General features: G+C 71.5%; 17 protein-coding genes. 4 read left to right on the top strand and 13 right to left on the bottom strand.

Annotated features, from left to right (window positions below; translation table 11 throughout):
* Nucleotides 1-14 precede the first annotated feature (14 nt).
* Nucleotides 15-155 carry a hypothetical protein gene (locus tag ACWGIH_RS15965; RefSeq protein WP_453445147.1) on the bottom strand — a complete coding sequence of 47 codons (141 nt, stop codon included), beginning with the start codon at nucleotides 153-155 and terminating at the stop codon, nucleotides 15-17.
* 108 nt (nucleotides 156-263) lie between these two features.
* Between ACWGIH_RS15965 and ACWGIH_RS15960 the strand changes: the two genes are divergently transcribed.
* Nucleotides 264-1,748 carry a methyltransferase domain-containing protein gene (locus tag ACWGIH_RS15960; RefSeq protein WP_453445146.1) on the top strand — a complete coding sequence of 495 codons (1,485 nt, stop codon included), beginning with the start codon at nucleotides 264-266 and terminating at the stop codon, nucleotides 1,746-1,748.
* On the opposite strand, the gene ACWGIH_RS15955 is transcribed toward ACWGIH_RS15960, so the two are convergent.
* Together ACWGIH_RS15955 and ACWGIH_RS15950 are read right to left on the bottom strand one after the other, a co-directional pair.
* Nucleotides 1,697-2,272, bottom strand: a complete 576-nt coding sequence (locus ACWGIH_RS15955; protein WP_453445144.1) for a DUF402 domain-containing protein — start codon at nucleotides 2,270-2,272, stop codon at nucleotides 1,697-1,699. The two genes, ACWGIH_RS15960 and ACWGIH_RS15955, sit on opposite strands and share 52 nt — an antisense overlap.
* Nucleotides 2,253-3,182 carry an N-acetyltransferase family protein gene (locus tag ACWGIH_RS15950; protein ID WP_453445142.1) on the bottom strand — a complete coding sequence of 310 codons (930 nt, stop codon included), beginning with the start codon at nucleotides 3,180-3,182 and terminating at the stop codon, nucleotides 2,253-2,255. Before ACWGIH_RS15950 ends, ACWGIH_RS15955 begins: the two co-directional genes overlap by 20 nt.
* A 70-nt stretch (nucleotides 3,183-3,252) precedes the next feature.
* Between ACWGIH_RS15950 and ACWGIH_RS15945 the strand changes: the two genes are divergently transcribed.
* Nucleotides 3,253-3,639, top strand: a complete 387-nt coding sequence (locus tag ACWGIH_RS15945) for a GntR family transcriptional regulator (RefSeq protein WP_453445140.1) — start codon at nucleotides 3,253-3,255, stop codon at nucleotides 3,637-3,639.
* Between the two features lie 87 nt (nucleotides 3,640-3,726).
* Here the strand turns inward: ACWGIH_RS15945 and ACWGIH_RS15940 are convergent, their stop codons facing one another.
* Nucleotides 3,727-4,821 (bottom strand): DUF5925 domain-containing protein, encoded by a 1,095-nt coding sequence (locus ACWGIH_RS15940; protein WP_453445139.1) that lies wholly within the window; start codon nucleotides 4,819-4,821, stop codon nucleotides 3,727-3,729.
* 183 nt (nucleotides 4,822-5,004) lie between these two features.
* Between ACWGIH_RS15940 and ACWGIH_RS15935 the strand changes: the two genes are divergently transcribed.
* Nucleotides 5,005-6,429 (top strand): GH39 family glycosyl hydrolase, encoded by a 1,425-nt coding sequence (locus ACWGIH_RS15935; RefSeq protein WP_453445137.1) that lies wholly within the window; start codon nucleotides 5,005-5,007, stop codon nucleotides 6,427-6,429.
* Between the two features lie 36 nt (nucleotides 6,430-6,465).
* Here ACWGIH_RS15935 and ACWGIH_RS15930 read toward each other — a convergent pair whose 3' ends face one another.
* From ACWGIH_RS15930 to ACWGIH_RS15905, 6 genes are all read right to left on the bottom strand, one after another.
* Complete coding sequence (locus ACWGIH_RS15930; protein ID WP_453445136.1) at nucleotides 6,466-10,470, bottom strand: lipopolysaccharide biosynthesis protein; 4,005 nt, start codon at nucleotides 10,468-10,470, stop codon at nucleotides 6,466-6,468.
* A complete protein-coding gene (locus ACWGIH_RS15925) occupies nucleotides 10,463-11,263 on the bottom strand; it encodes a polysaccharide deacetylase family protein (RefSeq protein WP_453445135.1) in 801 nt (266 codons plus the stop codon). Before ACWGIH_RS15925 ends, ACWGIH_RS15930 begins: the two co-directional genes overlap by 8 nt.
* Before the next feature lie 31 nt (nucleotides 11,264-11,294).
* The gene (locus ACWGIH_RS15920; protein WP_453445134.1) at nucleotides 11,295-12,326 is read right to left on the bottom strand and encodes a glycosyltransferase family 2 protein; all 1,032 of its coding nucleotides are present in this window, start codon (nucleotides 12,324-12,326) and stop codon (nucleotides 11,295-11,297) included.
* The gene (locus ACWGIH_RS15915) at nucleotides 12,323-13,156 is read right to left on the bottom strand and encodes a glycosyltransferase family 2 protein (RefSeq protein WP_453445133.1); all 834 of its coding nucleotides are present in this window, start codon (nucleotides 13,154-13,156) and stop codon (nucleotides 12,323-12,325) included. Before ACWGIH_RS15915 ends, ACWGIH_RS15920 begins: the two co-directional genes overlap by 4 nt.
* Nucleotides 13,157-13,534: 378 nt before the next feature.
* The gene (locus tag ACWGIH_RS15910) at nucleotides 13,535-14,635 is read right to left on the bottom strand and encodes a GNAT family N-acetyltransferase (protein WP_453445131.1); all 1,101 of its coding nucleotides are present in this window, start codon (nucleotides 14,633-14,635) and stop codon (nucleotides 13,535-13,537) included.
* 1 nt (nucleotide 14,636) lies between these two features.
* On the bottom strand, nucleotides 14,637-15,068 hold the full coding sequence (locus tag ACWGIH_RS15905; RefSeq protein ID WP_453445130.1) for a hypothetical protein: 432 nt from the start codon (nucleotides 15,066-15,068) through the stop codon (nucleotides 14,637-14,639).
* Nucleotides 15,069-15,302: 234 nt separating this feature from the next.
* Between ACWGIH_RS15905 and ACWGIH_RS15900 the strand changes: the two genes are divergently transcribed.
* Entirely contained in the window at nucleotides 15,303-16,127 is an 825-nt protein-coding gene (locus ACWGIH_RS15900) for an SGNH/GDSL hydrolase family protein (protein WP_453445128.1), read from the top strand.
* A 46-nt stretch (nucleotides 16,128-16,173) separates the two neighbouring features.
* On the opposite strand, the gene ACWGIH_RS15895 is transcribed toward ACWGIH_RS15900, so the two are convergent.
* The 3 genes from ACWGIH_RS15895 to ACWGIH_RS15885 all read right to left on the bottom strand — a co-directional run bounded on the left by ACWGIH_RS15895 (nucleotide 16,174) and on the right by ACWGIH_RS15885 (nucleotide 20,620).
* Nucleotides 16,174-17,790, bottom strand: a complete 1,617-nt coding sequence (locus tag ACWGIH_RS15895) for a serine/threonine-protein kinase (protein WP_453445223.1) — start codon at nucleotides 17,788-17,790, stop codon at nucleotides 16,174-16,176.
* A gap of 110 nt (nucleotides 17,791-17,900) precedes the next feature.
* Complete coding sequence (locus ACWGIH_RS15890; protein WP_453445126.1) at nucleotides 17,901-19,313, bottom strand: urease accessory protein UreH domain-containing protein; 1,413 nt, start codon at nucleotides 19,311-19,313, stop codon at nucleotides 17,901-17,903.
* Nucleotides 19,310-20,620, bottom strand: a complete 1,311-nt coding sequence (locus tag ACWGIH_RS15885) for a tetratricopeptide repeat protein (protein ID WP_453445124.1) — start codon at nucleotides 20,618-20,620, stop codon at nucleotides 19,310-19,312. The genes ACWGIH_RS15890 and ACWGIH_RS15885 overlap by 4 nt, the downstream gene beginning before the upstream one ends.
* Nucleotides 20,621-20,707 lie beyond the last annotated feature (87 nt).

Here is a 20,707-nt window from a genome sequence, read left to right as displayed (position 1 = left end):
CTCGCCCCCGGGACTCACCCGTCCGGCCACCAGGTCCGCTGGATGTCCTTGCGGACCTCGGGGCGCTCGTGAGGACGCTCCCGCTCCTCGGACTTCTCCCGGATCTGTCGATTGGTGGGCTTACCGACGGTCTTGTGCACGGTCACACGGCGCATGGCTGCCTCCCTGTACTACCGATGTCCAAGGTGGGACGTCTGTAGACCTCTGCCGGGAGGGTTTCTCATCGAAGTCGGATTGTCAGTGGTGAGTGTCACCATCGCCGGATGACGATCGACTGGGATGCCGAGGCCGCCACTTTCGACGAGGAGCCGGACCACGGGCTGCGGGACGCGGTGGTGCGGGACGTGTGGGCGGAGCGCCTGCGGGACTGGTTGCCGGATGTCCCGGGCGACGTACTCGACCTGGGCTGCGGCACCGGAAGCCTGTCCTTGCTGGCCGCTGAGGGAGGGCATCGCGTCACGGCGGTCGATCTCTCGCCGGCCATGGTGGAACGGGCCCGCGAGAAGCTCTCGGGGCACGCGGCGGAGGTGCTGGTCGGCGACGCGGCCGCGCCTCCGGTGGAGGGGCGCCGTTTCGACGTGGTTCTCGCCCGGCATGTGCTGTGGGCGCTGCCGGATGCGGAGGAGGCGCTGCGGCACTGGTGCGGGCTGCTGCGGCCGGGCGGCCGTCTGGTCCTCGTCGAGGGCGTATGGGGCACGACGAGTCCGTCCGGCATCCCCGCGAGCCGCCTGATCGCCGCCCTGACGCCGCTCGCCTTCCGTCTGCACTCCGAGCGCTTGTCGGGAGACGAGCGGCTGTGGGGGAAAAAGGTGGCGGACGAGCGCTACGCACTGGTGGCGGTCCTCCCCACGGCGCCCGCACCCCGCCGCCACACAGAGGTGGTGGACGTCCACCTCATCGTCCGCCGCGGCGACGAGGTGCTCCTCGCCCGCCGCGCCGACACCGGTTATGGCGACGGCTTGTTCAACCTCCCCTCCGGCCACGTCGAACCCGGCGAGGACGTCCGCACGGCCGTGATCCGCGAGGCGAGGGAGGAGATCGGCCTCGACCTCGCCGCCGATGACGTGAGCGCCGAACTGGTCCTCCAGCACCGGGGACCGGGCGGGAACCCCCGCATCGGCTGGTTCTTCGAAGCGATGTACGGCGCGGGCGGCGAGCCCTTCAACGCGGAGCCGGACAAGTGCGACGAGCTGAGCTGGCACAGGGCGGACGCGCTGCCGGACGACATGGTGGCGTACTGCAGGGCGGCACTTGAGGCGTGGCGGGCGGGGGAGCGGTTCGCTCTGCACTGGCAGGAGGAGGGGGACGCCGTGCGGTACGAGGCGGGCGGGCCCGAGCGGGCGGTCGCCCTCGCACCCGCGCGGGGCGCGCACCATGTGGAGCTCTGGGTACCGGACTTCGCTGCCGCGGAGGCGTCGTGGGGCTGGCTCCTGGGCGAGTTGGGGCATGTCCGTGAGCAGCGGTGGGAGGGCGGCGGCAGCTGGCGGCGTGGTGCGACGTACGTGGTGCTCGAGCAGTCGCCGGACATGCGGGACGCGGCACATGACCGGCTGCTGCCCGGCCTGAACCACCTGGCGTTCCACGTGACGAGCAGGATGGAGCTGGACCGACTCGTGGCGCAGGCTCCGGAGCACGGGTGGTCCCTGCTCTTCCCGGAGCGGCATCCGTTCGCGGGAGGGGAGGAGCACTGCGCGGGCTACTTGGAGGACGGGGCGGGGTTCGAGGTGGAGCTGGTGGCCGGGGGCTGATGCGAGCCAGGGCCGGGGAGGGGCGGGGCGGGGGAGAGGGAGCCTGCCCCGCGCGCCAGGAGCTCCAACGCGTCGAGGGCGGACAGAGCCGCCGTCGCGGCGGCGGGGTCGCGCTCGGCGAGGCCGCTCTCGGCGAACTCGTCCTCGTCCAGGCGGAGGATTGTTGTGCCGTCCGCCGAGCACCACAGGTCGAGGTCCAGGTCTTCCACCGTGAGCGTGGTGCCGTTCCGTACCGCGGGGCGTGTCACGTCGCAGTACCAGCCCTTCAGGACGCCCGTGGACGTGCGGACCTCCTTCACGGCGTACCAGCGGTCACGCCAGTAGTGCTCCGTGAAGACGTCGCCCGGCTCGAAGCGTACGAAGCCGAAGTCCCGTACCCCGTCGGCCGCCCACGGCGCGCGGACCGTCACCACGGTGCCGTCGTCCGCGACGACCTCCGCCGGGTAGCGGATCTTCAGCCGGCCGGCCTTCATCAGGACGACGTCCACCGTGTCGGGCGGCGTCTCAGCCGAGGTCTCGGACATGGCGTACCTCCGTGGCGCAGATCTCGTAGCCGAACCACTTGTTGATCGCCAGCATCGGCTCGTTGCCGGCGTCGTTTCCCGTGAACGCCTCCGTGTATCCGGCGGCCCGCGCCCGGTGCAGGGAGTCGTTCTTGGCGAGCTTGGCAAGACCGCGCCCGCGGAACGCCCGTCCGGTGCCGGTCATGCCGCTCGCGTAGCGCGACGCGTCGTCCGTGCGGGCCAGGGTGAACGCGGCCGGCGTGCCGTCCACCACCGCCACCGAGGTCAGCTCGCGGTTCACCAGGGGGTGGTTCCAGGTCTCGGCGAGCCAGTGCCCGTAGTCCGTGAACTCCGCGGCCACATCGCCCGGTTCGTCCGCCACCGTCTCCGCGTCCAGGTCGAAGAGGGCGCGCGGGTCGTCCCCGAACGCCGCTCCCGTACACAACTCCACCCCGGCGGGCAGCTCTTGGCGGGGCGGCAGGGTGCCGCCTGCCAGGTCGAGGCGGAGGAAGTGGGCCGAGCGGCTCGCGCGGTAGCCGCGCGCGGCCGCGAAGGCGCGGTTCGCGGGCTCGTCCAGGACCCAGGAGAAGACCGTGGTGGCGCCTTCCGCCGCCAGGTGCTCCTCCGCCGTCCGCAGGATCAGCGAACCCGCGCCCAGCTCGCGCCGCTCCGGGAGTACGTAGACGTTGGCGAAGCCCTGGCCCGGCTCAGGGCTGTCGTGGGCGACGCCCACCTGCGCCGTGCCGATGATCTCGCCGTCGGTCTCGGCGACCAACTGGCGGTACCGCGCGGCGGGATGGGCGTGGGCCAGGTCGAACCGGACGGAACCGGCAGTGGCGAGCATGGCGGGTACGCAGGCTCGGCGCACGACGGCGAACGCCTCGGCGTCCGACGTGTCACCGGCGCGCAGGGCGCGGACTAGGACGGTCATGGGGCCGCACGCTACGCGCGGGGCGCGTCGGGGTGCCTCTTATTTTCCGGGGGTGCGGGACAATCGCCGCGTGACTTTGAAGATCGAGATCGACGGCGGCGCCACCGGTGGCGTGCCCTCCTACGAACAGGTGCGGGCCCAGATCGCCGAGCAGGCGCGGGGCGGGACCCTGCCGGTGGGGTACAAGTTGCCGACCGTGCGGGGCCTCGCCCAGGACCTCGGGCTCGCCGCCAACACCGTGGCCAAGGCGTATCGGGCGCTCGAGGCGGACGGGGTGATCGAGACGCGGGGGCGCCACGGGACGTTCGTGGCCGCCGCCGGGGACGCGGCGGCGCGGGAGGCTTCGGCCGCGGCCCAGGCCTTCGCCGAGCGGGCTCGGCGGCTTGGCCTCTCCGAGGCGGGGGCGTTGGCCGCCGCGCGTGACGCGCTGCGGGCCGCATACGGGGAGTCGGGGTGAGCTTGCGCCGCGGGCGGAATGGGCGGAATGGGCGGGCAGGCGGGGGAGGGGCGCTGCCGAGCGGCGGCTTGTGAGCCGCCCGCCGGGCTACAGGTAGAGCCCTCCGTCCGCCCCCTCCCGGGGATCCGGGACCGACGTGGGGGAGGTCCCGCGACGCAACGCGTACAGCTCCGCCAGCGTCGCGCCCTCGCGGGAGACCCCCTCGTCCGTGCCGAGCCACTCGATCGACTCGGCGCGGGTCAGGCCGCCCACCTCGATCCGGGCGAGGCACCGGCCGGGGCGGACCACCGCCGGGTGGAGCCGCTCCAGGTCCTCGTTGGTCGTGACGCCCACCAGGACGTTGCGGCCCTGCCCGAGCAGCCCGTCCGTGAGGTTCAGCAACCGCGAGAGCGCCTGCCCGGCCGTGTGCTTCGCCTCCCCGCGGATCAGCTCGTCGCAGTCCTCCAGGAGCAGCAGCCGCCAGCGGCCCTTGGACGTGCCGTCGTCCTCGCCGATCGCGATGTCCATCAGATAGCCGACGTCGTTGAACAGCCGCTCCGGGTCCAGTACGCAGTCCACCTGGCACCAGTCCCGCCAGGACCGCGCGAGGGTCCGCAGCGCCGACGTCTTGCCCGTGCCCGGCGGGCCGTGCAGCAGCAGGAGGCGGCCCGCGATGTCCTCGGGCACCGTCTTCATCAGGGAGTCCATGGCCTCGGCGACCGGCGCGGTGTAGTTCTCCCGCACCTCCTCCCAGGTACCCGCGGCGATCTGCCGCGTGGTGCGGTGCGGGCCGCGCCTGGGCGAGACGTACCAGAACCCCATGGTCACGTTGTCCGGCTGCGGCTCCGGCTCGTCCTGCGCGCCGTCCGTCGCCTGCTTCAGGACCTTCTGCGCGAGGTCGGCGCTCGTCGCCGTCACCGTGACGTCCGCGCCGCGGTTCCAGCGCGAGACCAGGAGCGTCCAGCCGTCGCCCTCGGCCAGCGTCGCGCTGCGGTCGTCGTCGCGGGCCGCGCGCAGCACCGTCGCACCCGGCGGGAGCAGCGTGCAGCCGGACTTGACGCGGTCGATGTTGGAGCTGTGCGAGAAGGGCTGCTCACCGGTGGCGAAGCGGCCGAGGAAGAGGGCGTCCACGACATCCGACGGGGAGTCGCTGTCGTCTACGTTGAGCCGGATCGGCAGAGTGTCCTGAGGGTTCGCAGACATGCCGCCATGATCCGGCACGCACGTGCCCTTGTGCATCCTGGTTTACGTACTCCACCGCTACGACACCGCACTCCGGCGTACTCCCTCGGGTACGGGAAGGCTTGAAGGCGCCACCGGAATGCCCCGAACCCATGGCGACGGAACCTGTGCTACCGCCAACCGACCCGGTTACGATTGCCCCTGATGGGACGTCATGGGTGGAATTCGGGGGCACAGCGGTGGCGGCTCACCGCGCTGCTCGGCGTAGCTGTGGCCGCACTGGCCCTGATCCTGACCGTCATCACCACGCTCCCCGATGACGACACGGGCACCGAGGGCACCACCCGCGACGGCGACAAGGTGCACGGCACCCCCGCCGTCCCGCCCGGTGACGCGGATCCGGCCGTCGGCTGGGGCTTCACCCACACCCAGTACAGCGCGGACGAGGGCGGCGCCGCGGCCACGGAGCGTGCCGAGGAACTGCTCGCGGACCAGCCGCGCCCGCTGCCGCAGATCCAGCACATCATGGGCTGGGGCGCGGGCAACCCCGAGCCCGTCAAGGGCCGTTACGACTTCTCGGCGATGGATAGCCGGATGGACTTCATCCGCGCCACCGACGGCACGCCGGTCGTCACCCTGTGCTGTGCCCCGGACTGGATGAAGGGCGGCAAGCCCGGCGCGGACAACACCGACTGGAGCCAGCAGTCCCTGGAGACCGCCCCGGAGCGTGCCCACTACAAGGACTTCGCGAAGCTCGCGGCGACCGTCGCCAAACGCTATCCGGACGTCCGGCACTTCATCGTCTGGAACGAATTCAAGGGCTTCTGGAACAACGAGGAGGCCCGCTGGGACTACGAGGGCTACACCGAGCTCTACAACCTGGTCTACAAGGAGCTCAAGAAGGTCAACGAGGACATCATGGTCGGCGGTCCCTACCTCGTCATGGACAGCGTCGACCCGCGCCAGACCGAGGGCGCGTCGAAGACGGTCGAGGGCCCCTGGGGACGCATGGACCAGCGTGTCCTTGACGCCTTCGACCACTGGAACAAGAACAAGACGGGCGCGGACTTCGTCGTCGTGGACGGCTCCAGCTACACCGTGGACGACGAGATGCTCCCCGACGAGTTCAAGGCCACCGACAAGCTCACGGCGGTCGGCAAGTGGGTGCGGGAGCGCACCGGTGACCTGCCCCTGTGGTGGGCCGAGTACTACGTAGAGCCGGGCGACAGCGAGGACAACCGGGACGACTGGTCCGAGCCGCACCGCGTCGCCGTCCAGGCCTCGGGGCTGATGGCGATGGCCCGCGGCGGCGCGAGCAGCGGTTTCTACTGGAACCCGCAGAAGAGGGGCGAGAGCTGCGCGGGCTGCCTGTGGCGCTCCACCGAACTCGACGACGGGGGAACGGAGTTGCCGATGCTGACGATGCTCTCCCGGTTCAGCGACGCGTTCCCGCCCGGTACGCGGTACGAGAAGGTCTCGGTCGCCGACGACGACGTACCGAACGTACGTGTCCTCGCCGACAAGGAGACCGTCCTCGTCGTGAACACCCTGGACCGCCCGATCGACGCGAAGGTCGACGGCAAGCGGTTCGGGATGAAGGGGTACGAGGTGAAGTGGCTGAAGCGGTGATCCGCCTCAGCCACACACTCCCCGCCGCGAGGCGCGTCACACCATCGTCAGGAACCGCTGGACCAGCGAGGCGAGCAGCACCGCGAGCAACGGCAGCGAGAACCAGAAACTGCTCTGCAGCCAGCGCAGTTGCCGCACGCTAGGCTCCACCGCCACCCGCACGACCTCCCGCGTGAGGAGCAGCAGGACCACGGCGATCGCCGCGAGGGCGCCGATCACGGACCACGGCGTCCAGGTGACCTGCGGGCCGATCGGGCCCGGTTCGGCCTTCTCGACCTTGCCGTCCGGCTGCTTGCGCAGCGTGTAGAGGGTCGCGTCGTCGTTAGTGAAGACCTTCTTCAGTTCCTGGCGGTTGTCGAGGTTCGTGAGCAACCGGGTGTCCCAGGTGCCGGAGTAACCCACGTCCATCTGGAGATAGACCGTCTGACTCTTGTTGATCATCAGATACGAGTGGGGTCCCGCGTCCTTGAGTGCTTTCACCAGGCCGGACACCAGGACCGGATCGGCCGGGGCGAGGGTCGGGACGTACTGGACCTTCTCCATGTCCCGTGCGCCCCAAGGCATCGCGGGCGTCACGTTGTTGAGCGTGTCGTCGCTCATCCACAGCAGCCGCACCGTCGGGTCGTCGTGCTCGTACACGAACTCCATCGCGGCGACCTCGCCGGCCCGGGTCCGCTCGAAGGGTTCGTTGCCCCAGCGCGCCACCAGGAAGCCGCCCATCAGGACGAGACCCGCCATCAGCGCGGCCAGGGGCGCCAGACTCACCCGGTCGCGGTCCCGCTCCTTCGCGGTGATGCCCGCGCGCGGGAAGAGCGCGAGACCGGCGAGGAGCGCGGCGCCGGGCAGCGCGAACATGAAGACCCGCAGGGCCATCTCGCCGCCGTACGACTGCATGCCGAAGCCCAGGAACGGGACGAAGGTCAGGACGAGCAGCGACCGTTCCGTGTACTTGTGCTCACGCCGCCGCCACCAGCCCCAGCAGGCGAACGCCATGACACCGCCGGCCAGCGCCACGCGGGCGTACAGCACGAGCTGATGGGTCGAACTGCCGCCCTCGATCCGGCCGGACACCGACGACGACACATTGCCGCCGACGCCGCCGAGCCCGCCGAACAGCTCGTCGAAGTGCCCCGACCAGTACGGCTCCGCGAGGAAGCCCACCCAGACGGCGACCAGGACCGCGAAGAGGATCGGCAGGCCGCGCAGCTCCGAGCGGCCCACCATGACGAGCACGGCAAGGACGCCGAGCATCACGAACGGCGTGAGCTGGTGGGCCGGGACCGTCGCCGCGAACAGGGCGATCAGGACCACGAGCAGCACGGCGCGCCGGTGCCGGTCGGCGGGTTCGACCTCCAGCTCACCCGGGCGCCGCTTGGCCCACAGCACGTGCGGTGCGCGGAACCACACGAGGAGCACCGCGACGAACACCAGGTAGAGCAGATACGTGAAGCCCTGCGGGGAGAAGTAGTCCTGGCCGACCCAGCCGCTCAGCGCGAAGATCCACACACCGGCCCACTTGGCGCGCCACGACGCCCGCATGGAGCGCACCAGCAGGAGCATCGGTGCCAGGTAGAGCAGTTGCATGGCCAGCGGCCACCAGCGGATCACCTCGGTCATGTCCGAGACTCCGCACGCCTTCGCCACGAACGTGGCCGCGGCGAAGAACCCGGGCCAGCTCCAGCGCGCGTCCAGGTCGGGCACCGCGGAGCCGGTCCTGTCGATGTACTCCATGAAGCCCAGGTGCTGCCAGGCCGTCGCGAACCGGGGCTCGTCCTCGAGGACGGCGGGCAGGGCGTGCAGGCACACCACCGTGGCGAGCAGTGTCACCAGGAGCAGGGCCTGGTGCGGGCGTTCCGCCCAGAGCAGCGAGGCGAAGGCGACGACGAGCAGCGCGGCCCCGAGGAGGGTCGCCGTGGGCAGCACCGAGATGAGCCCGAGCCCGCCCATCGTGTCCAGGTCGGCCTCGGTGATGTCCAGGGCGGGCAGCCAGTAGAGGGCGAGCGCGAGGGCGAGGAACAGCGCCATGAAGACGGTGCGGCGGCGGGGGAGCGGTCCGGGTTCGCCGACGTGCTCGGGCGGTGCCTCGCTCGTGCGCACGGCCGTGGCCGGTTCTTCGGCGGGCGGCGTGACGGCGGAGGACACCGAAGAGGACACCGAGGAGGACACCGAAGAGGACACCGAGGAGGACAGCGGCGACGGCCGCGCCGCCGCGTCCTCGGCACCCGCCTTGGCTTCATCCTCGACGGCCCCGACATCCTCGGGGTCGTCGGCAGCCCCGCCAGCCTCGGAGTCGTCGGGCTCGGGTGTCTTCAGCGGTGCTCTCAGTGCCCAGGTCGGCCGGTGCTCCATGTCGTCCCCCTCGTCCCCCGTGCCCGCGGGTTTCCCGCCCCCGGGCCTTCCCGCCGCGGCGATGAAAGTGGGCGTCCCGGCGGCGGGGGTCCCCGGCCCCGGCCGCATGTCGGGTCTGCGCTCCGGGTGCTCGAAGTCGGGCTGCACGGCCAGTTGCAGCGTGTCCGAGTCGAGCGACTCGCGCAGCGCCCAGGCGGGCCCCCGCCGCTCCTTCTTCCGGTCCGCCTCCCCGGCGTCGGGCACCGGCGCGTCCTCGGGCGCACCCAGATCCGCGAGATCGCCGTCCGGCGCCCCGCCGCCGTCCGGCGCGGACGGCCCCGCCCCCCGCGCCACCCGGTACAGCTTCGGCGCCGCGATCGCCACGATCACCGCGAGGCTGCAGATCTCCGCGACGCCGGCCCCCGTCAGGCCCATCCGCGGCAGCAGAAGCAACGTCAGGCCGAGCACCAGGAAGCACAACAGGCCCTGCATCCAGGCGATCCCGGACGTACGGCTCTGCGCGCGCTGCACCGCGAAGTACGTCTCCATGACCACCCGCAACGCCGCGCCCACCGCGAACCAGCGCAACAGCGGGGTCGCCGCGTCCGCGTACTCCTGGCCGAAGACCCGCAGGACGTAGGGCGCGCCGATGAAGAGCAGGCCGCAGACCGGCAGCATGAGGCGGGCCATGCGGCGCAGCGCGGCCCGGGTGTTCGCGGCGAGCCGCGCCGGGTCGTGCGCGCCCTCGACGGTCAGCGAGGCGCCCATGTTGATGGCGAGCAGATTGACCGTGCCGCCGATCGTGGTGGCGATGTAGAAGTACGCGTTGTCGACCGAGCTGACCTGCGAGGCGACGAGCACCGGCACGAGATAGACCACGGCGAGCGAGAACAGCGAGCCCGTGTAGTCGCCGGCCAGGAAGCGGCCCATCTCGCGCAGTGTGGGCGGCTTGGTCTTGTCCTGGGTCGCCTTCACGTGCCGTGGCACGAGCCGGCGGAACACCAGCCAGCCGAGCGGGACGACGGACATGGCGATCGCGGCGACCCACGAAACGAAGACGCCCGCCGTTGGGATCGCGGCGGCCACCGCGATGAGCAGCCCCAGCTTGACGATCGAGAAGATCGTGTTGCCGACCGGCACCCACAGCGCGCTGCGCAGCCCGGTCAGTACTCCGTCCTGAAGGGTGAGCAGCGACCAGGCGATGACCGCGGCGATGAAGCCGAGGCCGTTCAGCGGGCCGTGCAGGAACTTGTACGAAGGTCCCCACAGGTCGAGCGTGAACAGGAAGATCAGCGCGGCGAACGCGACGATCACCGAACTGGCCGCGTACGTACGGAAGATGAACCTGCCGGTGGCGCGCCCCGCGATGGGGATGAAGCGGGCGAGGGCCCCCGTCAGGGTGAGGGCGGTGAGCCCCGCGAGCAGCTTCATGGCGGCGATCGCCGCCGAGCCCTGGCCGACCGCCGACTCGGAGTAGTAGCGAGCGGCGGCCAGCCAGAAGCCGACACCGAGCACACCCGAGATGCCGGTGTTCAGCATCAGCGCGTAGGCGTTGCGGAACAGCGGGCTTCCGCCACCGGAGCCGCCCGAACCGCCCGAACCGCCGCCGGGCAGGCGCAGTCTGCGCGGCCTGCCCGACTTGCCGGACGTCGGCTGCTGTTCGGTGCCGGGAGTCCCAGAGACGTCTGCCTGGGCGGTCGACGTGTCAGACACGGGTACGAGTTGCCTTCCGGCGGGCCTGTCGTGCTCTGCGGACCACGGCGTACCCCTTGGTGTGGGCACGGTCCCTTGCGAAGTTGAGGGCGATCGAACGGCCCTCGACGAGCCGCGCGAACTCCTCGATGCCGGTGGAGCGGCGCACGGTCACCCGCTGCAGGGCGTACGGCCCCTGGGCGCGCCGCGCGAGGCCGTTGCCGACCGCGAGCGCCTGGGAGAATCCGGCACCGCGCACCGTGTTGCGCACCCGGCGGCTCGAGTAGCCGTACGGGTAGGCGAAGGAGGCGGGGCGGGTGCCGAGTTCGTCGGTGACGATCTCCCTGCAGCGCAGCAGCTCGGACCAGAGGTCGTCGTCGTCCAGCTGGTCGAGCTGCGGGTGCGTGTGGCTGTGCCCGCCGATCTCCGTGCCCGACGCGGCCAGTTCGCGCACCTGGTCCCAGTCGAGCATCACGTCGAGCCCGCCGCCGGTGTCGTGCGCCCCGCGCAGCCAGCCCGTGGAGACGAAGAGCGTCGAGGCGAAGCCGTGCTTGGCGAGCACCGGCAGCGCGTGCCGGTGCACGCCCTCGTAGCCGTCGTCGAAGGTGATCAGGACGGGTCGCGCGGGCAGCGCGCGGCCGGGCGTACGCCAGATCGCGGCGAGCCCGGCCGTGGTCAGCGGCGTGAACCCCCGCTCGCCGAGCAGTTCGAGCTGCTCGGCGAACGCACCCGGAGAGACCGACAGATCCCGTGTCTCCAGGGTCGGTTCATGCGCGATCGAGTGATACATGAGTATCGGCACGGAGGCGTTCATGGCGGCCCCCCTCGGCCGATCGGTGCCGTCCTCATGCCGCAGCCCCCTCACCGTCCGCGCCCGTCCCGATCTCCACGACCGAGAACGAGGCACCTGCCCTGCGGGCACGGACGCTCCCGAGGACGTACCCCCCGGCCGCCGTGACCACGCCCGCCACGATGGCCCCCGCGCGGCCCGCGCCGCCGGGGCGGGCAAGCAGCGCGTCCCGCAGCCCGCGCCCGACACCGGCCGGCAGGACGCGCGTGGCGTACCGCCGCTCGGACTCAAGGCCCTTCTCCGCCCCGACACTACGGGCCACGAGCGCCTTGGACAGGCCCTCCGCGTACGTCCGCGTGCGGAAGTACCGGAAGCGTTCCCGCGCCGCGGGGACGCGGTGGTGGATCACCGCGCGGTCGTCGATGAGCAGGATCGCGTCCGGCCTGGCGCGGGTGAGGCGGATGCACAGCTCCGTCTCCTCGCAGCCCAGCGGACGTTTGTCGCCGTCACGCCCGATGCCGGTCGCGAAGCCGCCCGCCACCTCGAAGGCGCTGCGGCGGAAGGACGCGTTGCCGCCCAGGACGTTGCGCACCCGCACGCGCCCCTCGGGCAGCCCCTTGTACGTACAGCCGACGACCCAGTCGAACTCCTCGGGGAACCAGGCGGGCCTGCGCCGGGACTCCCAGATCGGCATGGTGCGCCCGCCCACCGCGAAGACCAGGGGGTCGGCGTACCCCTCGGCGAAGTGGCGCAGCCAGTCCCGCTCCGCGACGGCGTCGTCGTCGAGGAACGCGATGATCTCGCCGCCGGACGCGGCGATCCCGGTGTTGCGCCCCGCGGAGAGGCCGCGGGGGCCCGCGTTGGCGAGCACACGCACCCCTTCGGTCTCCTTGTACTCCTTGCCGAGGCGGTCCAGGAGCGAGGCGTTGTGATCCACCACGAGAAGCGTCTCAAGCGCCGCCAGGGACTGCGCCCGCACCGAGGCGACCGCCGCGAGGATGTCCTCCCAGCGGTCCTCGGTGTAGACGCAGATGACGACGGAGATGTCCGCGACCGTGCCTCCCCCGTGGTGGTGGGGACCGCTCAAGACGCCTCTCCCTGACGCGTGCGGAAGGGGACACCACGGGAGCCGCGGCGCTGCCCACGGCGGTTGGAGCGCTCCGTGAGGATCACCTTCAGGACGCGCAGACCGTCGCGCACGGCGCTGAGATTGCTGACGCCGTGGATGCGCAGATACTCGTGGCTGGGAATCTCCTGCACCTTGAGCCCTGCCTTGACCACCCGGATGTTCATCAGGGTCTCCACCTCGAACCCCGTGCAGTCGAGCTCTATCTTGTCGAGGCAGTGCCGCCAGAAGGCGTTGTAGCCGTAGCACAGGTCGGTGTAGCGGGCGCCGAACTTGGCGTTCACGACGGAGCACAGGACGTGGTTGCCGAGCTTGCGGATCGGTGTCATGTCGTCCGTGGCGCCGCCGTTGGCGAAGCGTGATCCCTTGGCGAAGTCCGCGCCCGAGACGAGGGCGGAGACATAGCTGACGATCTCGTGACCGTCGGCCGAGCCGTCCGCGTCGACCATCACGATGATGTCGCCGGTGCACGCCTCGAATCCGGTGATCAGGGCGTCGCCCTTCCCCTTGCCGAGTTGTCTCACGACCTTCACGTCCGGCCACAGTTCGCGTGCCACCGCCACGGTGTCATCGGTGGAATTCCCGTCGACGAGAACGACCTCGTGGACCCAGTCGGGAAGTGTCTTGAAAACGTAGGGAAGATTCTCCGCCTCATTCATGGCGGGAATCACGACGCTCACCGGCGGAGTGATCGCCAGGTGTGAGGAAATCGGCCGGTAGGCGGCGGACAGTGTCGGCTTGTCCAATGGATCTGGGCCCGGCTCGGTGGCCGGGCGCACAACAGAACTCATGAGTCTGATCCCTCTCGTCCGGTGGATCGCCCACCCCCGGGCGGTCCGGCTTTGTATCCGGTTCGAAAGGGGGGTTGTCACTTGCGCATGACGAAATAGATCTCCGTACATGCCGAGTGAGCTGGCATCGCGCGGGACGTGACCCGGCAAGAATTCAGTCGCCGAGCACGGCACCCCCCTACCGCGCCCCGCGCCGGAACCACCGCGATCTTGAGCCCTCCCCTAGATCGCATTGCGTGATGGACCGATGCGGGTGGATGTAAGACGGTATTGATGATTGAGACCGTATGGCAAGACCTGGAACGTGGCCTCACGTTTTCGATGATTTGGCCAGTCTTGGCGGGCACAAATGGAGCGCCCTGTTCCTGTCTTCGGTCTTTATTCCTTCTTTCTTGATCGTATTTTTCCCACCTGTTTCAGCAGCTTGTCGGCCGGTTCAAAGAATTCCGGTCTCGACAAGACGGTGTTGCGCAGCGCCCTGGCCGGAGCGCGCCGCGCCCGATGGCCGATCGCCGCCGGATGGCGCAGAGCCACCCACCCCTCGTACACGGTGAGTTCGCGTGTCTTCAGGGAGTCCTTGTACTGCTTCTGGCCGCGACCGAGGTCGAGGTACGCGATGCCGTCGGCGGCGGCCGCCTCCGCCATGTGCAGATGCATGATCAGGCCGGGGGAGTACTTGGCGAACGCCGGGTCGTAGGCCGGGAACCACTGCCCGATGATCCGCTCGGAGCGCAGCCCGAAGTGCGCGGCGACCGGCACATCGTCCACGTAAAGGACGGAGAGCAGGCCGGCGAACTGGTCGGACCTGGTGTGGAAGAGCTGGTGCACGAGCTGGGTGATCCAGGCTTGCGCGAAGCGGTTGCTGCGGCCGGTCCTGCGGTACTGGGCGGCCTTCCACTCCATCAGGGTGCGAAGGACCGTGGGATCGCGTTCGTCGTGCACGTAGCGCACGGTGCCGTGGTCGCGCCTGAGCCTGCGCTCCTTGGCGTGGGTCGTGCGGGTGAACTTCGGCGACTTCGCCTTGAGCTGGGCGAGATAGGCCTCGTACCCCTGGTCGATGTCCATGACGGGGGAGGCGAAGGAGCCGGAGGCGGCCGCCTCGAACGGCCCCTGGCCGCCGGCCAGATGGTCGAACTCGTACATCGCGAGCCCGCAGGCCCGCAGCAGCTCCCGGGCGTCCCAGGTGAAGCCGGGCCGGTGCACGAGGCCCTGGCAGTCCGAGACGCCGAGGCCGATGGCCCGGCCGACGCCGGTGATGGATCTCTGGAACGGGAAGAACGCCGCGGGCTCACCGGCCTCGCGTACGACCGCGATCCGCACCCCGCGCCGCCAGTGGCCCACCGCGAGGGTGAACTCGGGGGAGAGGAAGGGATTGCCCAGCTCCGGAGCGCCGTTGAGGTGGGCCTTGGACTGCAGCGCCGTCCAGGCCACCCGGTCCGCGGCGGTGAGTTCTCCGGGGCGGTGCACGGTGATGTCCACGTCAGGAGGTCCGCCTCGTCGGGGTACGGCGTCTCAGTCGCCGTACCAGTACCAGCAGATGGATGAGCGACGCGATCACGGTGATGGTGACCACCCCGCCGCGCACCGACCACATGTGGAGGGCCAGCATCGCCTGGGCCACCAACAGGTTGACCGCGACGGCCCCGGAAACGGAAGCAATGATCCGGCCCCATGGGTCAAGTCCCTTGAGGGCGGCGCCGATCGCGGCGCCCGGGGCGGCCAGCAGGAAGAACAGGGTGAAGGGCGCGCGCAGCGGCGAATCGATGTCCGTGAGCGCCAGCATCGCGCCGACCGCGCCCACCGCCACCGCCGTGCCCGCGAGCAGCGCGGGCGCGTCCTCGTGGCGTCTTGGCCGCTCCCCGGGCTCGCGCCCGGTGTCTGATGAAGGTGCCTTGATCCTGATCGTCTGCATTGGCGACTTTGCCCCCCGAAGCGCCGGATGCCGGGCTTCAATGTCGCGCAGTCTGCGGCAGCGCGTCAAGATGCGGAGGGAGTGTGCAGATGTTCGCAGATACACCCTTGAACCCGAGCGGAACTCCCGGCGTGAGCAAGGGAATTGCCGGGAAACTTATTGACATGAACACTATCGACGCCCTGAGGGGAGTGGTACCACAGTCGAGGCAGAAATCCTGCTAAGGGAGGTTCCATGAGATTGTCCCGATTCACGGCATACGCTTCCTCACTCCTCCTCGCCACCGCCTTCGCCCTCACCGGGGCCACAGCGGCTCAAGCGGACCAGCGATCCGACCAGCAGGCCGCGGCCACCGGCTACGTGGCGCTCGGCGACTCCTACTCGTCCGGTGTCGGAGCCGGCGCCTACGACAGCGGAAGCGGCAACTGCAAGCGCACCCCCCGCGCGTACCCCGCACTGTGGGCGGCCGCCAACTCACCCTCCAGCTTCAACTTCACGGCCTGCTCGGGCGCTCGTACGGGTGATGTCGTGGCCGGCCAACTCGGCCCGCTCAACTCCGGAACGGGCCTGGTCAGCCTCTCCGTGGGCGGCAATGACGCAGGCTTCGCCGACGTCATGACGACCTGCGTGCTCCAGTCCGAGAGCAACTGCCTCGCGCGCATCGCACAGGCGCGCAGCTACGTCGAGACGACGCTGCCCGGCAACCTCGACCGGGTCTACTCGGCGATCAGCGCCAAGGCACCGGCCGCCCAGGTGGTCGTGCTCGGATACCCCCGCTTCTACAAGCTCGGCGGCGGCTGCCTCGCCGGCCTCTCCGAGAAGGAACGCAGTGCCATCAACAGCGCCGCCGACTTCCTCAACTCCACGACGGCCAAGCGTGCCGCCGACCACGGCTTCACCTTCGGCGATGTGACCTCCACCTTCAGCGGCCATGAGATCTGCTCCGGCGACGCGTGGCTGCACAGCGTGAACTGGACCAACATCGGCGAGTCCTACCACCCCAAGGCCGCGGGCCAGTCCGGCGGCTACCTCCCCGTGTTCAGCGCCGCGGCATCCTGACCCGCTCCGTCCCTGACCCGCTCCGTCCGGCCCTGTTCGTCCGGCCCTATTCGTTCGGCGCATAGGAGGAGACCCCGCCCGTCGGGGTCTCCTCCTCGCACGTCACGGAGTAGGCGACCGCGTTCGAGTCGGCCTTCACCGGACTGCGCACCTCCACGCTGATCTCGTTCTGATGGGTCGAGCCCGGCTCCCCGTCGACCGTCTCCGTGTGATGCACCTGCTTGGTCTTCCCGCCGCCGGAGGCGAAGCCGAGCGTCTTCCAGCCCGCGTCGCTCGGCTCCCCGGACTTGGTCACCCAGCGATAGTCGACGGTGACGGGGACCCGCCCCACGGTGAAGGTCGCCGTGAACGCCGGGGCCTGCCCGGCGCCCGGCGGACAGGCGCCGCTGTACTGCGTGTTCGCACCGGTGACCGTGACCTTGACGGACTGCGCCGGGTGCGTGGTCGCACCGCCGTTGCCGCCACCGCCGTCGTTGCCGCCGCCTCCGCCGCCGTCCGTGGAGCCCCCGCCGGTGGAGCCGCCGTCGCTGCCGCCGCCGTCGCCCGACCCTCCGCCGTCGTTGCCGCCGGATGTGCTGCCACCGTCCGTGCCGCCGTCAGAGCCGCCGTCGCCGGTCCCCCCGCCGTCGCTCCCGCTTCCCTCCGACGCGCCGCTGTTGTTGCCGCCCCCTCCGCCGCCGTCGCGGTTGACCAGGGCGTACACGAGTCCGCCCAGCGCGAGCGCGAGCGCGACCAGGCCCGCGGTGAGGACAAGTGCCGTGCGCCGTGAGCGGGTCGGGGGGACGGTGGTGGTCGTGGTGACGACGGGCTCCTGCCCGCCCGGAGACGGCGGATAGGGCGAGGGTGTCTGCTGTTGCTGCTGTGACGTCACCGTCGGCATGTACGGCAGCGGCGTCGCCACCTGCGGTGTGCCGCCCGCCGCGACGAGCCGCAGTTGGTTCTCGGCCTCGGCGGCGGAGATCCGGGCGGCGGGGTCCTTGCGCAGCAGCCCCTCGATGACCGGGACCAGCGGACCCGCGTTCCGGGGCGGCGGCAGCTGCTCGTCGACGACCGCGCGCAACGTGCTCAGCGGGGTGTCCTGCCGGAACGGCGAACTGCCCTCGACGGCCGCGTAGAGCAGCACCCCAAGGGACCAGAGATCGGACTCCGGCCCCGGCCGCTGTCCCAACGCCCGCTCCGGGGCCAGGAATTCGGGCGAGCCGACCACCTCACCCGTCATGGTGAGGGCCGAACTCCCCTCCACCATGGCGATCCCGAAATCGGTGAGCACGACCCGGCCGTCGTTCGCGATGAGTACGTTGCCGGGCTTCACATCGCGGTGCAGTACCCCGGCGTCGTGGGCGGCGCGGAGGGCGGCGAGCACCTCGGCACCGATGCGGGCGACCCGCTGCGGCGCCATCGGCCCCTCCGCGTCCAGGACATCGGACAGCGAGAGCCCCCGCACGATCTCCATGACGATCCACGGGCGCCCGTCCTCGCTCGCCACGTCATAGACCGTCACCACATTGCGGTGCGGGATACGCGCGGCGGCCCACGCCTCGCGCTCCAGGCGGGCGTACAACCGGTCGACCTCGCTGGCCGGCAGCCCGGCCGGCGCACGTACCTCCTTGACCGCGACCTCACGGCCCAGGACTTCGTCGCGAGCCCGCCAGACCGTGCCCATGCCGCCCTCGCCCAAAGGGGCGAGCAGGCGGTAGCGCCCCGCGATCACACGCTCGTTCGCGCTCACGGGCGTCCCCCATCCGCAGCAGTGCGATTCTCCACAAAATTACCTCAACCGAGCGCGGTTGCGGCCCCCTTGAACACCAATCCACACCCAAGGGCCACCACGACGAAGGCGGAGCCCAACGGCAGGAACCGATGCGTGGCCCGGTGCAGCCACCGCGGCCCGCGCACCCGCCGCCCGGCGAGGGACCCGACCCGCACCACCAGGAACCCGGCGGCCGTCAGGGTGACGGCGAGCCCCACCCCGTACGCCAGGACGAGCAGCAGCCCGAACCACGCCTCGCCGAGCGCGGCGGCGCCGACGAGCATGACCACGGCGGAGGGGCTGGGCACCAGGCCGCCCGCGAAGCCGAGGAAGAGCGCGCCGCGCACCGTGGGCGGCGCCTCGTGCGGGTGCTCGTGCGGGTGTTGGTGTTGGTGATGGTGGTGGTGACGTGGGTGCCCGCGCCGCCGCCACGCCCTGCGCAGCAGCAGCGCCCCCGCCCCGGTGACGAGCACGCCGCTGACCACACCCAGCCAGGCGATGACCGACGGGGCGGCGGCCGAGCCCCCGGCCACCAGCACTCCCAGCGCGGTCACGCCCAGAGTGTGCGTGACGGTCACCGACGCGGCCAGCGGCAGGACGTCCCGCACGGATGCGTGTCCCCTGGCGGCGGCGCTCGCGGCCATCAGTGTCTTGCCGTGCCCCGGCGCGATCGCGTGCAGCGCGCCCAGCAACAGGGCGATGGCCAGGGCGAGTCCGGCGAAGCCGGGGGTGAGGTCGTGGCGCGCCACGAGTCCCGTCAGGGCCTGCGTCCACCGGTCCGCCCCGCGCGGCAGCACGGAGGCGGGCGCTTCCGGTTTCTCCTCGCTCAGCGCGGGGCCCCCGGGAGCGATCCGCAGCGTGGCGGCGTCCTCGCCCGGCGGTGAGTCGAGCAGCCGCTCCGGGTAGCGGGTGAGGCGCTTCGACACGGACGCCTCCGGTACGTCGGACGCGCGCAAGGTCATCCGGTCCCCCCGCGCCGTGACCTCCCGCCACCCCGGACCCGCGTCTCCCGGGGCCTCGAACCGCGCCGCGAGCTCGGTGCCCCGGGGGAGCGGGGCACCGAGCTCGCACTCCACGCGCAGGGTGGGGAGGCCGGCCTGCCCGTCCCGGGTGACCGCCCTCGCCTCCCGCACGCGGAGTTCCGTCGCCCGCCCGTCCACCCGGATCCGGCTGTCACGGGCGGCGTCCGCACACCGCTCGGTGGCCCAACTCCCCATGCCCACACGCTTGATGCGGGACATGGCCTGAGTGGCCGGGATCTCGGCGAGGTCCTCGACGTGGTCGACCCGCACCTGCCCGGGGCCCACCACGAGTCCGTCGTACCGATTGACGGTGAAGTTCCCCAACGGATGGGCGTGCGCTTCGGCGGCGGGCAGCAGCAGGAGAGCGAGACCCGCGAGCAGGACACCCCCGTGAGCGAGGGCGCGCCGCCTCACCGCTCCTCCGTCGGCAAGGCGAACCCGGGGTTCAGGTCCCGCGCCGCCGACAGCCAGCGCCGGGCGGCGGCCGCGTTACCGGCCGCCCCTTCGATCACACCCCGGTGGTACAGGAACGACGCCTCACGGAAGCCGGTGGCCGTGGCCCTGCGGGCGTACGGGAGCGCCTCCTCGGAGCGGCCGTCGACGTGCAGGGCCCAGGCCAGCGCGTCCGCCGTGTGGACCGTGTGGCGCCGTCCCCACTCCGCCTGTGCCGCCCGCAGCGCCGCCTTGCGCTCGTCCCGGTCCCCGTGGTCGGTCAGCGCGACCGCCGCGTCCAGGTCCGCGTTCACCCCGTTCGCCCGGGCCAGCGACACCCAGACGGACACCAGCGCGTACTGCTCCTGGGCCTTCGCCTTGTCACCCGGCCCGCCCCGCGCCTCGTACAACTCGCCCAGCGCGACCAGCGGTCCGGGCAACGGCGCCCTCGCCACCACGTCCCGGAGCGCCCGTATGGCCCGCTCCGTCTCGCCCCGCCCGGCCCAGGCCCGAGCCCGGCACTCCAGCGCCGGAAGATACGTGGCGTCGGCCCGCAGCGCCGTGCCGCACTGCTTCAGCGCCTCCCCGTACCGGCCCTGCCGCCCGGCGAGCTGCCCGAGGGCGGTGGTGACATAGGCGAGATCCCCACCGGCCCCCGAGCCGGTCCCGACAGCCTGCGTCAGCGCCCGCCGGGCCCCCGCCACATCGCCCCGCAGCTCCCGCACATACGCGTACCGCGTGAACACCGGCACCCCGGGCCGCCGGGCATCGGCCTCGTCAGCGGCCCGCGCGGCGGCCTTGTACCGCCCCAGCTCGACCAGCGCGTCGATCCGCGAGGCCAGCGCGCCCTCGCTGTAGGGGTTCACCTCCAGCGCGGCCTCCGCGTGGCGCAACGCCCCGGTGAAGTCATGGCGGGCGGCAGCGAGCGCCGCCCGCCCCGCGAGCCCCGCGTCATTGCGGGGCCGCAGTTCGAGGGAGCGGTCCAGAGCGCGCTCCGCCTCGCGGTAGCGCGACGGGTCACCCCGGGTACGGGCCTGCTCGACGTAGGCGGTCCCCAGCGTCGCCCACCCTCCGAAGTCCTCGGGCTGGTCCCGCAGGTGGGACTGCAGCGCCTCGACGCCACGATCGAGATCGGCGCCCCGCAGCGCACCCGGCGCCACGGCGGCGGACGACGACGGCGACCGGTCGGGACCGTCCTCGCCGCCGGCCACGACGGCGCCCCCGGTGATCGCGAGCGCGAGAGCGACGGCGGCCACGACGGACCGTCCGACAGGACGAGGCAGTGCCATCACGGAACCTTCCGGAAGGAGTTGCGGAGCCGGGAAGAAGGAAGAGGGCGCGGCCCGCAGGGGGATAGGTGCGGGCCGCGCCGGTCG

This window comes from Streptomyces sp. NPDC054872 (assembly GCF_053610705.1).
This window is presented reverse-complemented; position numbering and strand designations above follow the sequence as displayed.

Excerpts from the sequence above, each read along its gene's own strand:
- ACWGIH_RS15915 (WP_453445133.1), bottom strand. The coding sequence starts at position 13,156 with ATGAGTTCTGTTGTGCGCCCGGCCACCGAGCCGGGCCCAGATCCATTG.
- ACWGIH_RS15955 (WP_453445144.1), bottom strand. The coding sequence starts at position 2,272 with ATGTCCGAGACCTCGGCTGAGACGCCGCCCGACACGGTGGACGTCGTC.
- ACWGIH_RS15940 (WP_453445139.1), bottom strand. The coding sequence starts at position 4,821 with ATGTCTGCGAACCCTCAGGACACTCTGCCGATCCGGCTCAACGTAGAC.
- ACWGIH_RS15905 (WP_453445130.1), bottom strand. The coding sequence starts at position 15,068 with ATGCAGACGATCAGGATCAAGGCACCTTCATCAGACACCGGGCGCGAG.
- ACWGIH_RS15895 (WP_453445223.1), bottom strand. The coding sequence starts at position 17,790 with ATGGGCACGGTCTGGCGGGCTCGCGACGAAGTCCTGGGCCGTGAGGTC.
- ACWGIH_RS15925 (WP_453445135.1), bottom strand. The coding sequence starts at position 11,263 with ATGAACGCCTCCGTGCCGATACTCATGTATCACTCGATCGCGCATGAA.
- ACWGIH_RS15950 (WP_453445142.1), bottom strand. The coding sequence starts at position 3,182 with ATGACCGTCCTAGTCCGCGCCCTGCGCGCCGGTGACACGTCGGACGCC.
- ACWGIH_RS15900 (WP_453445128.1), top strand. The coding sequence starts at position 15,303 with ATGAGATTGTCCCGATTCACGGCATACGCTTCCTCACTCCTCCTCGCC.
- ACWGIH_RS15935 (WP_453445137.1), top strand. The coding sequence starts at position 5,005 with ATGGGACGTCATGGGTGGAATTCGGGGGCACAGCGGTGGCGGCTCACC.
- ACWGIH_RS15965 (WP_453445147.1), bottom strand. The coding sequence starts at position 155 with ATGCGCCGTGTGACCGTGCACAAGACCGTCGGTAAGCCCACCAATCGA.
- ACWGIH_RS15960 (WP_453445146.1), top strand. The coding sequence starts at position 264 with ATGACGATCGACTGGGATGCCGAGGCCGCCACTTTCGACGAGGAGCCG.
- ACWGIH_RS15885 (WP_453445124.1), bottom strand. The coding sequence starts at position 20,620 with ATGGCACTGCCTCGTCCTGTCGGACGGTCCGTCGTGGCCGCCGTCGCT.